The sequence below is a fragment of the Congregibacter litoralis KT71 genome, assembly GCF_000153125.2.
Taxonomy (GTDB): domain Bacteria; phylum Pseudomonadota; class Gammaproteobacteria; order Pseudomonadales; family Halieaceae; genus Congregibacter; species Congregibacter litoralis.
In genome coordinates, this window is sequence record NZ_CM002299.1 from 4,280,404 (window position 1) to 4,292,794 (window position 12,391).

Here is a 12,391-nt window from a genome sequence, read left to right on the forward strand (position 1 = left end):
GGTGAGAACCGAAGAATACGACATTGGCAACACAAGGGCACTCACTCAGCTCATCTGCACGCACCCATTCCACGGTACCTTTTCCCCATCGACTCGGCACAGCGATGTCGTACATCGATGGAAGCAAGCAGCATCGATGGATAAACAAAAATCACCGCAGTTGAAGGAGCGCTAAGGGAGGCAGAAACCACTACAAAAAACCACCTCGAGGTTTATACTGATAAAAAAGGTGCACCGCAGACGGTATCGAGGGCGCACGATGACCCATAGAAAAACGATAAAACTTAGCCGACGTCAGGTCTTGAAACGGGCCAGCACCGTGCTGACTGCCAGTGTTATCGGGTTCCCTGCAATTATTTCGGCACGAAACGCCAAACCCACCGTGCGCGTCCTTGGAACGCATGTAACGCTTCAGGAAAAGATCCGACAGCGAGCAGAGCAGGATTTGGGTATCAACCTGGAGTTCAGCCCCGGCGGCAGTGCACAGGTGCTGTTCAGGGCATCCATGGACCCCTCAAGTTTTGACGTCTACGAGCAGTGGTCCAACAGCATGCGGGTGCTCTGGCAGGCCCGAGCGATACAGCCCATAGACCCGGATCGCATCGAACGCTGGGACGAAATCAACGCCCTGAGTAAAACCGGCCGGCTGTCACCTGAGGACTCCATAGGTGCAGGCGACGCGCCCCATCTCCTGCTTTATGTACAGGCTGACGGGTCCCTTGGCCCTCGTCCCAGTAGCGAAGTGAGCTACCTCCCCTATGTCCACAACGCCGACTCCCTGGGTTACAACCCCCAGCGTGTTACCGAGGGGCAGGCCTACGAAACCGAGAGCTGGGGTTGGCTACTGGATCCTCAATACCGCGGGCGCGTGGCGATTGTTAATGCACCCAGTATCGGGGTATTCGATCTCGCTCTCGCCGCCCAAGCCCGGGGACTCATGGAGTTTAAAGACATAGGCAACATGAGTCGCGAGGAGGTGAAACAGCTGTTCGATATTCTTATGCGGTTCAAAGCGGAGGGGCACTTTCGGGGATTCTGGAACTCCGTACCCCATTCGGCCGAGCTCATGACGCGGGGCGAGGTCGACGTGCAAAGCATGTTTTCTCCCGGAGTCTCCATGGTGCGAAGTGCAGGGACACCCTGTATTTATGCGGCACCCAAGGAGGGATACCGGGCCTGGCAGGGCGTTATGTGTCTGTCCAGGGATACCCGTGGCGAACAGGAAGAAGCCGCCTATCAATACATGAACTGGTGGCTGTCTGGCTGGCCCGGTGCCTTCATCAGTCGACAGGGCTACTACATCAGCAATCCCGAACGTTCACGCAGCCAGATGCCCGAAGATGAGTGGAATTACTGGTACGAGGGGCAGCCCGCGAATACGCAACTGACAGGACCAGACGGAAACATAACCGTACAAAGCGGTGAGCGCCGCCGAGGGGGTAGCTACGCCCGACGCTTTGCGAACATCGCCGTGTGGAACACCGTGATGCCCACCTTTGATCTGACGGTTCAGCGCTGGAATGAATTCGTCATTGCCTGAGGACACCGTAAACCACTCCGGAGTACTCAGCCGCTTACCCCTGAGAATGCGCCTGAGCCTGGTGTTTGTAACAGGCTCCGTCGCTATCCTCATTTTGATATTCATGAACTATGCGGCGGTCGACTTTAATGCGCGACAGAGTCAGGAGCTGCAAGCCGCGGGGGCACAACTGGAGTTTGTGAACGAGCTCGCCCATGGCGCAACGGAGATACAACTTGCGGCGACACGATACGTGTACCTGGGTCACGATTCAGCTCGCCAGCAGGTGTCTTCAACGCTCGGTGACTGGATGAGTAAGGTCAGCGCCTGCAGGGAGCAGCGGTGTCTTCGCCCCGAGCAAGCCGACGCCATTCAGGTGCATTTGCAGGCATTCCTCGACGCCTTCACCCTCGTGGAACGATCGCGTAGCGGTGTAAAAGACGCCCTCGCGCAGGATTTTTCCGGCATACGGGCATCGGCGATAGCGCTGACAGAAGAAGATCTTCCGCCTCTATATCTGCATAGTATTAACGACCATATCTCGACTATTGAAGCGACGCTCCGCGCTTACATGGCGACGTCCGACCCGCAGAGAATTCTCGATGCGCAGGCTCACCTGGAGGAACTGCAAAGGCATCTGATCAGCCGCCTTGGTGACATCAACGCAGACCTGCCAGCAGAAGCCCCCTTATTCAGCGTCAGCCTCGTCGAGGACACGGTCTACGAGAACATTCAGCGAATTCGGAGCTATGCGTATCTGGTAAACGTCGTCATGCCCTCCGAAGCGCGGGAACTCGAGTATCTCGCCAACAGTGCCGCCGAGAAGGTTCGCGAAGAGATTGTCTCCCTAACATCTGAGATGGAGCGGAATCGGCGACAGTTTTATCTCTGGGACTTTTCGATCATTTTGCTCGTGGTTTTAACCAGTGTTCCCATCTTTTTCTGGCTTCTGAACTCCCTGACAAAACCAATTAGACAACTGTCAGAACAATTTCGCAGGCTTTCCACCGGCTCCGAGGAAGTCATTGTGGGCGCAGCCAAAACCAATGACGAAATTGGCGATCTTTTCAAGGCGGCGGAGGCGTTTCGGCAGGAAAATATTCGTGAACGACAACTCCTGGCGGACTACCGTGAACTCAGCCGCAGTTTGGAAGCACAGGTTGCGGAACGCACCCGGGAACTCAAAACCAAAAATGCAGAGCTCGATCATCTGGCGTCCGTGGACAAACTTACCGATATCTTCAATCGCAGAGCACTGGACGCCGCCCTGTCCACAGAACTTGCCCGTGCAAAGAGATATCAACGATCTCTATCGCTGCTGCTAATGGACATTGATCTATTCAAACAGGTCAATGATCACTACGGCCATCTCACAGGCGACAAGGTGCTCGTAACTTTGACGAAGGAGATTCAACAAAAGCTTCGGGGATCTGACATTCTGGGTCGCTGGGGCGGCGAGGAATTTCTCATTGTTTGCCCGGAGACCAGTCTTGAGCAGGCGCGAAACATCGCGGAAAAAATTCGCTCCAGCATTGAGCAGACGGACTTTCGCCCAGCCTCAAAGATCACCATCAGCATTGGCATATCCGTGCTTGGCGATAACGATACGGCAGAAGCACTGGTCGCAAGGGCCGACCGGGCACTGTATATGGCCAAGAGTCAGGGAAGAAACTGCGTCAGGGTATATTCGGATCTGAGTGCGGCGCCGTCGGAAAACACAGCGCAAAAACTCTCTTAAATAGTGAGATACGCACTCGAGGTGGCTGCATTCTGGTAGCAGGGTAAGCAGTTTGCGGACTTACACCCGCGGGCTCCATCACAAAAAGTTCAAAGAACTATCAAGATTCTGCAATAGACGAACCTCAGGATGTGCACAGTTCGCGAGGATCCGTCTATGGATAAGCACGTCAATGTCAACGTTGTAGAAAAGCAGCTTCAGCAAAATCTCGCGAGTGGCGACTGATACGGCATGCTGAACGTACATCGCACCCTCGAGATTCGCTATCCGGATTTCTTTGAACGTCATCGCCGCACGGCGCGCACGCTCAGCCGCTTCCTCGGGTTCTTCTTCTACGAGACCCGGTTCCAGAACTTCTCAAAGCAATATCCACACCTCGAGGGTTTCGAATTCATCGAGCAGGTTCTGCGCTATTTCGATTTCGACCTTCGATTAACGGAATCGGAGCGTGCCCGAATACCGTCCACGGGTAGCGTGGTCATAGCTGCCAACCATCCCATTGGATCTCTGGATGGACTCGCACTGCTGAATCTTGTGCGCAGCGTTCGTCCGGATGTAAAAGTTGTTGCCAACGATCTTCTGACGGCCATCGCCCCCCTACACCCGGTACTTCTGCCCGTGGTCAATATGGGCGCCGGCAGCGGCACCGCTCGGGATGCGCTGCGCGCAATCAAGGAGCACCTGCACGGCGAGGGCGCGCTAATCATCTTTCCTGCGGGTGAGGTATCGCGCCTCGGTGCCACAGGCGTCCGGGACTGCGAGTGGCAGAGCGGCTTCGTAAAGCTCGCCCGCAGCACCCGGTCACCGATTCTCCCGGTCTACGTAGCTGGCAGGAACTCCCTGTTTTTCTACAGTCTATCGGCCCTGGCCAAACCCCTGTCGACAATCTGGCTGGTGCGGGAGATGTTCAAGCAGAGCCACAATACCGTCGATGCACGCATCGGACGCCCGGTCCCCTGTGAGGTTTACTCTGCAAACGGGTTTTCAGCGAAGCAGCTGGCCCGCATGTTTCGTAAGCACGTCTACCGACTGGGCACACGGGGTCGGCCCATCTTCCGCTCCGTGGAAACCGTGGCACCCGCTGAGAACCGCGTGCTCCTGCGTCAGGAACTCTCAACGGCCCAGCGCCTGGGTGAAACCCGCGATGGTAAGGCGATCTACCTGTGTCGCATGGACAGTGCTCCCTGTGTCATGCGGGAGATTGGTCGCCTGCGCGAAATGACTTTTCGTACCGTAGGTGAAGGCTGCGGCCAGCCCCGAGACATAGACCGCTTTGACCGCCACTACGAACAGCTGGTGCTGTGGGACGATCACGACATGGAGATCGCAGGCGCCTATCGCCTTGCCGATGCGGGCCGCGTCATCGACGAACAAGGTGTGCAGGGTCTCTATTCCCACACACTGTTCGAATACGGCCCCGGGGTTTTATCCAAAATTTCACAGGGCCTGGAGATGGGTCGCAGCTTTGTTCAGCCCCGCTACCAGACGCGCCACAGCCTCGATTACCTGTGGTTTGGCATCGGCGCCTATATCAAGGCCCACCCCCACATACGTTACCTTTTTGGCCCCGCATCCATTAGCCGCTTCTATGGCACCCAATCAACGGCGCGCCTCGTCTACTACTTTGCTTGTCACTACAGCGGTGCAGACCTGGACGTCACGCCCAGAATACCCTTCGTGATCCCGGATGAGATTGACGCCTCCCTTCGCGCAGAGTTTACCGGCGTCGACGCCGATGAAGACCTGAAGTCTCTCCGCCAGAGCCTGGCGGCGGCAGGCCTGCCCCTCCCCACCCTTTACAAACACTACTCCCAAGCGACCTCACCGGATGGAGTCGCGTTCACGGCGTTCAACGTGGATCGCGACTTTGGTGATTGCGTTGACAGCTTCGTCATCGCCGATCTTCACAAGCTGACGCCGCGCAAGCGGCAACGGTACCTGGCATAAACCCCGGCACCGATACCAAAGACTCACTGTAGGAGACGTAGCGATGCAAGCTTTTACCCCGGACGGTCCCGTATGCTGTCACAGCCTCTGGATATCCGACGTTCACCTGGGCAGCGTGCACTGCAAGGCCGAGGAACTCCTCGACCTCCTGGATCGAGTGGAGTGCCGCAAACTCTATCTGGTTGGCGATATTGTTGATGTGTGGGCCATGACCAAGCGCGTACACTGGCCCGAATCTCACACGAGAGTGCTCCGCAAGATTATGAAGATCTCTCGCGGCGACACGGACGTGGTGTATATCCCTGGCAATCACGACGCCAATTTTCGAGAGTTCTGTGGGTCGGACTTCGGCAACATAGGCATCCGCAAGCAGGTGATTCACGAGACCGGCCAGGGCAAACGCATGCTCGTCAGTCACGGTGACGAGCTGGATTATGCGGTTCGCTACAGCCGTCTGAACCGCTTTATTGGCGATATCGCCTATGAAATCCTGATGTGGGTAAACCGTCGCGTGAATCAGTTGCGAAAGCTTATGGGCAAGCCCTACTGGTCCCTGGCGAAGTGGGTCAAGGTGAATGTGTCCCAGGCCGAGGCGGCGATCCACGCCTACCAGCACGCCGCGGTAAATATGGTTCGAGATAAGGGGCTGGACGGCATCATCTGCGGGCATCTCCACTATCCCACGGTGGAGCAGTTCGATGACGTGCTGTATTGCAACGACGGCGACTGGGTCGAAAACTGCACGGCCCTCATCGAGGACTTCAGCGGGGAACTGCGGCTGATCAGCGGACTTGAGCTGCCGACACCCTCCTTGGAACTGGTGTATCCGCAGGCTGCGTGAGTTTGTGTATTGACGGGGATTGGCACCCATGGGGCCGCCGTCCTGGCGCGGCCCAGAAGTTGGTGGAGAAGTTCAGCTCAACACCCATTCCCATCGGGTCGCGCAGAAAGAGTTGCACTCAAAAGCGTTGTAGGTCATTTTTCGAAACGATCCCCTCGCAGGCCTTTCATCATGCGCGACCTTCTCAAGCGAATTCCCTTACTGCCGTTAATCGTGCTGTGTTTGATGCTGGGACTCGCCCCGTTCAACCCGGAACCCCATGTGTGGGAAAAGCTGAAGATGCTGGCGGGCGGCGAATTATTCAGGGCGGTGGACATCTTCGATCTACTGATGCACGGCACGCCCTGGATGCTGCTGGCGGCGAAACTGGGCATGAGCATGTCGCCGAAAGCCAGGGAATAGGAGTCCCCGGCATTACGAAATTAGATCCGCGTAGCGTAGGGCGGTCCAGTCCTGGCGCAGCAGTTGTTCCAGGGCGTCGGCGAGCAGAAGTTCGGGGTCCCGGGGATGGATGCCGATACGTACGGGTAGCCCTCGTCGGCGCCCGTGACGACACTGGAGTCGGTTCATGATGTTCAGGAATCCGGTGCGAAATCGGGTATCCGCTTCAAAGCCGACAAGCGGTAGCCGGCGGAACAGCCAGCGCCCATCGCTGCCGCGCAGGTGCACGCCGCCCAGGGTTTCAACGCAAACGTAAGGCAATGGGGAAAGGTGCCCGGCGCCCATACCCAGGGCCCAGGCGGGCGGAACGTAAGCCGTCGGTGTGACCAGCCCCACTTCGCCAAACCACTCCCGAGACCGGCACATCAGGTCTGCGATACCGCCCGGGTCCAGGGCGAGATGCTCCGCTACGTTGCGAGATATCAGCGCGGCGTGAATCCGGTGCCAGGGCTTGCGTGGCTGCGTTTCGTGGTGCCATCCATGGGCAATGAGCTCGCAGCCATCACGCTGCCACTGACGCAGGCGCGAAATCTGTCCCGAATCCCAATCCCGTCCCGGCACCACCAGCAGCGCAGGCGGTCTCCGGCCGTGGGCGGCCACGTCTTTTAGGATACTGTCCGTCTGCCTCAGGGTTTCCGGCATGACATCGTGGATCGACAACAGAGCCTGAGGCGCCACCGTCATGGTCGTGCCTGTTTCCGTGATCCCCGTTGCTTACGCAGGAGGCCCAACCAATGTTCCACGGTTTGGCGATTCAAAGTCAGGGCCACGTTTCGGGCATCGGAGGACTTTTCCTGCCATTTTTCCGGCGTCAACTCGAGGAGGGTCTTGAGCTGTCCCGTCACCGCCTCCGGCCGAAGCATGGAAAACAAACCGGGTCGCAAGGTTGGCCAGCTGTGTATTCCCGCGGTAACAGAGACCAGGGCAGGCCTGCCCCGGGCCATGGCTTCCAGGGCGATGGAGCCGAAGGTTTCAAAGGTGGACGGAAGCAGGAGGAGACTCGAGTTGTCGAGGGTATGAACCAGCGTGGCGCGATCCAGCCAACCGGTAAAGCGAATGTTTGCGATGCCCGACGCCTGCGCTTCGAGGGCGCTGCGCAATGGGCCTTCGCCGCAGATGACAAACTCCAGTTGTGGCAGGGACTTTGCCGCCCGGATAATCTGTTCCACGTTTTTCTCCGGCGCCAGGCGTCCGGCAAAACAGACGCGGCGCAACTTTTCGGGAATACGCGGTGGTGTCGACTCCAGAAACTCCCGAGACAAGGGTGTGCCAATGACTTCGACATGCTGCGCGCCCAGTCGGCGGACCTGAGGTTCCAGATTCGCGTTGTTAATGAGCACGGAGCGACTGCGCCGACAGAGAATCCGATTGGCGGTCCCCACCACGAGTTTTACCACCGAGCGAAATACGGGATTCCGCCAGTACATGCCCGCCAGCTGATCAAAATCCGTGTGAAAAGCACTGATGAGAACAGCACCGTGGCGACGTGCCTCCCAGGCACCGAGAAGCCCGTAGAGTCCGGGAGTCACAGCGACGACAACGTGGGGACGGAGGGCGTCGCAGCGTCGACGAATGTGTCGCAGGGGCGGTGCCACAAGACGCTGCCCGGGATCGCCCGGCATGGGAATGCTCACCCGTGGCGCTGCAACGCCGGCACCCGGCTGGAAGACTTCTAGCCCTTCCACGCGGGGTGCAAGCTGCGGCAGCAGATCATGATAATAAGCCCCCGTGCCGTTACGCTCGGGAAAAGCATCGGAAAAAAACGCCACGCGCAGAGGCATGTCCGGAGGTGCCACGGCGTTATCCAGGGGCTGCTGCAGGGCGCTCATCGCTGCAACAGTGCCTGACGGCTCAGGGCGGCGTAGGCTTCCCAGAGTGTGGCGTCCAGGGATTCCCGCTGCAGATCATAGTGACCGGGATCGTGACGATGCGGCGGCGCAGAAACCGGGGCCGTCGCGGCCGCTCCAGCGTTTTCCGGCCGCTCCCGTCCCAGACGACTATAGATCCGATCAAGAACCTCATCGCCGTGTCCGGCCATCCACTCCTGATCAATCACCAGAGCCTGGCGATGAATCGCAAGTCGCGCGAGATCCGTGAACCAGCGCTCGTAGTACTGCCGAAACAGGCGCGGCAGTTCCTCGCCGTCCGGGTCCGTAGCAAAAAGCGATCGTGCGGGCTGGAGGGAAGAGACCTGGGAGGAGACGGCACGCAGGGGTTCACGAATGCACAGGATCATAACGGCGTCGGGAAACCGCTCCCTAAGAGCGTCACCCCAGCTGGCAAAGGCAGCGTTTTTGGACAGCAGCTGCCGTCCACCGTGAGCATAAACATGGCGCTGCATAAGCGCGTGGTAATGGTCCATCAACCGGCGCCGCCGTCCCTCAGACATCGTGTTGAACTTACCCAGAGCGGCGAGGGAGGACGATCCCGGGAAGGCCAGGGAGGCAAAAAAGCAGCCCGCCGCTGGCAGGAGAGCCAGGTAATCCTCTTCTGCGGCGTCGAGACCAACGGCGTGGATCGCCTCCAACTCCCGACCACCGCGCTTCACCAGCCAGCGCAGCACCTGCGCAAGGGGTGCGCCCATAAGCTTATCGAGACCGATAAGGCCGCGGATGAGATAGCGCTGACACAGCGAAGGGGCAAAAAGAAGCTCCCAGGTGCGCGTGGTGGTGAATGCACCATCATCCGCCAGAGCTCGGTGCAAAAACGTCGTGCCACTGCGCGGAACGCCGAGGACAAATACTGGCCGATGGATGGACTGGCGACGAAAGGCCGGAAAGAAGACATGGTCCAGGGCCAGACACACCCAGTGCAGCAGTTGAACGATCATGAAAACAGGGAACAGCAACAGCAGCAGGATGCGCCGCGGTGTCAGGGGCGCAGCTACTCTTTGCCCGCTCCCGAATGCGCCCAGCCACGCCCGGGTATAGATCGCCATGGCCTCAAAAAACAGGCGCATCAGAGCGTCACCGGAACCGCGTTTCGCAGGGGCCATTGCCGCCAGGCCCGCTGCATCGCTCGCCTGCAGAAACTTGCGGGTAAACAGCTGTCAGGACGTAACATGCTCGGATGGTAGGTCTAAATTGTGACAGTGCCTTTACGGTTTAGACCCGTAGTGTGAACGTTCTGTGACAGAGGCGGGATCGAACCCCCCCGCCGACATCGCAATAACGCGGCTCCGCGGGTACCTGGAGGAGATTACCCAGTCAGCGTATTTCCTCCATGCTCCAGAAAGTGTCACTGGTCGCGAGTTGCTGCCCTATGTGCTGAAGTTCAATGCGTACCATGCCGTCCATTCGCCGCGGTATACCGTAGCGGATTACGCCGAAGTAGCTGTCCCACTCAACGACCCGCTGGAACCGATCGCTGTTCAGATCCGCCGCCAGGCGGGGCCCAAATTCGCCAACAGCAAAGTTGCGCTGAGGTCGACCGTACTGCTTTATCAGGTCTTCAAGTATCCGATCGTACAGCTCTGCCGCGGCCCTGGGACTGCCGTCTCGCTCCAGGTCCACAATCAATGCCACGCGATCGACAAGCTGAGCGCGATAGCTCACCGCTAAACGCTGGCGCTGATCAACACGGTTCAGCACCGGCAATTCATACACCAGATTCTGGCCGTTCACCGCAGGTAAGGGCGCGCTGGCATCAACCATGGCCGCCGTGAGCTGGTCCAGCCACTGCCCCGGGGCAAGTTGCTCGAGTAAGGCCGGTGAGGCCACATTTAGTCGACTATCCAGCCCACTCGCCGGTGAGAGCCTGACGCCGCCCGCACCGGCCAGGGTCGCTTTCGACTTCTGATCAAAATACCAGGTCCAGTACAGCGACACGCGGGACGCCAGTGTGTCGATACCTACATCAATATCGCGATTAAAATAGTTAGCCTCAAGCCCGAATTCGTGGCTTTTCCAGCGGAGGTCATAGTGGATGGCTGCGGTCGCGGTTTCCACATCGGGACCGGCGGTAAACCCGCGATTCTGATCCAGGTGGTCATAGCTGAGTCGCAGCGTATGCGCGCCTCCACTGAGGCTCAGTGCCAGACGCGGCGTTACTTCCCTCGCCTCGCGTATCCCCCCGTCAATATCGCGATACTGAATGCCTGCAGTCACGGATCCCACGGCATCACCAATCTGGAAACCGCGGCTCAGGGACAGACCCAACTCCGTAGTTGTAGCGTCCAAGGATGTATCCAGGTCGTTCTTCTGATCGCGGATGGAAAGATCGCCAATGAGATTAATTTGCTCGCCCAGGGGCGTCGTGAGATTAAAGTCCAGCACATCATCGTTTCGATCAACGTCACCAAACTCATCGGAGCTGGTCTGCCGATAGGCACGCAGACGGCCACTCGCCTCTTCCAGGCCGACAAACGCGAGGGACCCACTAAGATCAATACCCAGCACGTCGGTGTCCAGCTGGTTAATGGAATCGAAACGATCCTGATAACGCTGGGCGCGACCACGCAGCTTGATCCCGCTAGCAAACTGCCAGCCGACATGGGCTTCGCCAGAGCGCCGATCGTTAACCACGACCGCAGCATTCGGGCGAAAGTGCTGTCCGTATTGCTCAAAGCGCAGTCGGTAGTCGAGTCGCTGGTAAGCGTTGCCGACTAACTCCGCAAAGTACCCTTGATCACTTTGTCCCTGACCGTCCTGCGTCGAAAAATCACCCTCGTGATCACCATCAAAATAAACCACTTCGCCCTCGAGATTCAGATTGTGGTTTCCAAGGTTGAAGTTGGTATCGGCAGCGATACTGGTGATCCACTGCTGCCTGTCCAGGGCCTGGGGTGTGGCGCCCTTCGCGTCGTTATAGACCACGTTCAGGCTTAGGCTTCCCAGGGAGCCGTCCTCGACCAACCAGGAAAAACCTGAGCTGTTGTCCACCGCATAATCAAAATCATTCCAGCGATTCTGGTTTGCACCGCTGAAAAAAAGGAGTGAGTGTTTACGGCCCGATTCGTCAAAGCGCGGCTGAATATCCAGCTGAGCGCCTTTTAGGGAGCGCTGGACCGTGCGGTAACTCAGATAACTGTAAACATCACCGCCCTCCAGCCGATACGGCGTACCCGCCTCGCCATTTTCATAGAGAAGATTGATTCGCTCGGCCTGCAGCCCCGTATCCGGGAAGCGATAATCAGAGTTATTGGCAACGCCGTAGATCTGACCCTTGAATTCCCGGTAGCCGGAAAAGCTGTTCGCAAAGTTCAGGTTGAACTCATTGAAGGACTGAGCGCCTTCAAAAGCATAGGGGCTGCCGGTCAAGTCGCCATCGGTGTTGTAGTACTCGGATCGCGCGCTGTTGTTGCCGGTGATTAGCCAACCCTGTGCGAGCGCCGCATTCATACCCAGGCTGAGGACCGCAGCTGCGACCAGTTGTCTGCTCTTAACCATCACGCGCCCTCCCCTTCAATACGTTCCTTGAATTTGAGGATGTACTCCGTTGTTCCGGGTTTGGTCTCGAGCACTCCATCGGGGCGGGTGAACTCGAGCTGTGTGCGGACAACCACGGAGACGCGACTTACGCGCAACATCCCGGCGGGTTCAACCGGATTGGGTTCCTCCCACTGTTGCAGGGTTTGAACGCCCTGGACGGAAAGAATGCGTATCGTGGCGTCACGAGGTACCAGGGTGTCAATGACGTCCGATAGGCGATCCTTGTCAAAAAAGCTTTTGCTCAGGTAATCCTGCATTTGCGGCGAGCCCCAGGACGCCATGAGCTTTTCCACCGCCTGATCCACCAGTTCGCCCGGTACCGGCTTAAACTCCCGCGGCGGCTGCGCGCCTTCGGGCATTACCGCGGCTGCATTGATCGGTTTGATGGACCGGAATTCCTTGGCCAATGCGCCTGATATTGGTGGCAGCATGCCGCAACAAGCCGTGAGGATAAGTAGTTGCTTTAGCGTCTTCAT

The 12,391-nt window shown here is 58.1% G+C and carries 10 protein-coding genes; 5 read left to right on the forward strand and 5 right to left on the reverse strand.

Annotated features, from left to right (window positions below; genetic code table 11):
* Positions 1-259 precede the first annotated feature (259 nt).
* The 5 genes from KT71_RS19275 to KT71_RS19295 all read left to right on the forward strand — a co-directional run bounded on the left by KT71_RS19275 (position 260) and on the right by KT71_RS19295 (position 6,447).
* The gene (locus KT71_RS19275) at positions 260-1,540 is read left to right on the forward strand and encodes an ABC transporter substrate-binding protein (protein WP_023660378.1); all 1,281 of its coding nucleotides are present in this window, start codon (positions 260-262) and stop codon (positions 1,538-1,540) included.
* Positions 1,521-3,257 (forward strand): GGDEF domain-containing protein, encoded by a 1,737-nt coding sequence (locus tag KT71_RS19280; RefSeq protein ID WP_023660379.1) that lies wholly within the window; start codon positions 1,521-1,523, stop codon positions 3,255-3,257. The genes KT71_RS19275 and KT71_RS19280 overlap by 20 nt, the downstream gene beginning before the upstream one ends.
* A gap of 231 nt (positions 3,258-3,488) precedes the next feature.
* Positions 3,489-5,204: a bifunctional ornithine lipid synthase OlsF gene (olsF, locus tag KT71_RS19285; RefSeq protein ID WP_008293634.1), complete on the forward strand. Its 1,716-nt coding sequence runs from the start codon at positions 3,489-3,491 to the stop codon at positions 5,202-5,204.
* Positions 5,205-5,247: 43 nt separating this feature from the next.
* Positions 5,248-6,045 (forward strand): UDP-2,3-diacylglucosamine diphosphatase, encoded by a 798-nt coding sequence (locus KT71_RS19290; RefSeq protein WP_008293633.1) that lies wholly within the window; start codon positions 5,248-5,250, stop codon positions 6,043-6,045.
* 171 nt (positions 6,046-6,216) lie between these two features.
* Positions 6,217-6,447: a hypothetical protein gene (locus KT71_RS19295; protein ID WP_008293632.1), complete on the forward strand. Its 231-nt coding sequence runs from the start codon at positions 6,217-6,219 to the stop codon at positions 6,445-6,447.
* Between the two features lie 12 nt (positions 6,448-6,459).
* Here the strand turns inward: KT71_RS19295 and KT71_RS19300 are convergent, their stop codons facing one another.
* The 5 genes from KT71_RS19300 to KT71_RS19320 form a co-directional block, all read right to left on the reverse strand.
* Positions 6,460-7,170 carry a polysaccharide deacetylase family protein gene (locus KT71_RS19300; RefSeq protein WP_008293631.1) on the reverse strand — a complete coding sequence of 237 codons (711 nt, stop codon included), beginning with the start codon at positions 7,168-7,170 and terminating at the stop codon, positions 6,460-6,462.
* The gene (locus tag KT71_RS19305) at positions 7,167-8,315 is read right to left on the reverse strand and encodes a glycosyltransferase (RefSeq protein ID WP_008293630.1); all 1,149 of its coding nucleotides are present in this window, start codon (positions 8,313-8,315) and stop codon (positions 7,167-7,169) included. Before KT71_RS19305 ends, KT71_RS19300 begins: the two co-directional genes overlap by 4 nt.
* Positions 8,312-9,481: a sulfotransferase gene (locus tag KT71_RS19310; RefSeq protein WP_008293629.1), complete on the reverse strand. Its 1,170-nt coding sequence runs from the start codon at positions 9,479-9,481 to the stop codon at positions 8,312-8,314. Before KT71_RS19310 ends, KT71_RS19305 begins: the two co-directional genes overlap by 4 nt.
* Positions 9,482-9,692: 211 nt before the next feature.
* Positions 9,693-11,873, reverse strand: a complete 2,181-nt coding sequence (locus KT71_RS19315; RefSeq protein ID WP_008293628.1) for a TonB-dependent receptor — start codon at positions 11,871-11,873, stop codon at positions 9,693-9,695.
* Positions 11,873-12,391: a hypothetical protein gene (locus tag KT71_RS19320; protein ID WP_023660380.1), complete on the reverse strand. Its 519-nt coding sequence runs from the start codon at positions 12,389-12,391 to the stop codon at positions 11,873-11,875. Before KT71_RS19320 ends, KT71_RS19315 begins: the two co-directional genes overlap by 1 nt.

Coding starts and splice junctions, on each gene's coding strand:
- KT71_RS19280 (WP_023660379.1), top strand. CDS start 1,521: ATGAATTCGTCATTGCCTGAGGACACCGTAAACCACTCCGGAGTACTC.
- KT71_RS19275 (WP_023660378.1), top strand. CDS start 260: ATGACCCATAGAAAAACGATAAAACTTAGCCGACGTCAGGTCTTGAAA.
- KT71_RS19320 (WP_023660380.1), bottom strand. CDS start 12,391: ATGAAGACGCTAAAGCAACTACTTATCCTCACGGCTTGTTGCGGCATG.
- KT71_RS19300 (WP_008293631.1), bottom strand. CDS start 7,170: ATGACGGTGGCGCCTCAGGCTCTGTTGTCGATCCACGATGTCATGCCG.
- olsF (WP_008293634.1), top strand. CDS start 3,489: ATGCTGAACGTACATCGCACCCTCGAGATTCGCTATCCGGATTTCTTT.
- KT71_RS19305 (WP_008293630.1), bottom strand. CDS start 8,315: ATGAGCGCCCTGCAGCAGCCCCTGGATAACGCCGTGGCACCTCCGGAC.
- KT71_RS19295 (WP_008293632.1), top strand. CDS start 6,217: ATGCGCGACCTTCTCAAGCGAATTCCCTTACTGCCGTTAATCGTGCTG.
- KT71_RS19315 (WP_008293628.1), bottom strand. CDS start 11,873: ATGGTTAAGAGCAGACAACTGGTCGCAGCTGCGGTCCTCAGCCTGGGT.
- KT71_RS19290 (WP_008293633.1), top strand. CDS start 5,248: ATGCAAGCTTTTACCCCGGACGGTCCCGTATGCTGTCACAGCCTCTGG.
- KT71_RS19310 (WP_008293629.1), bottom strand. CDS start 9,481: ATGGCCCCTGCGAAACGCGGTTCCGGTGACGCTCTGATGCGCCTGTTT.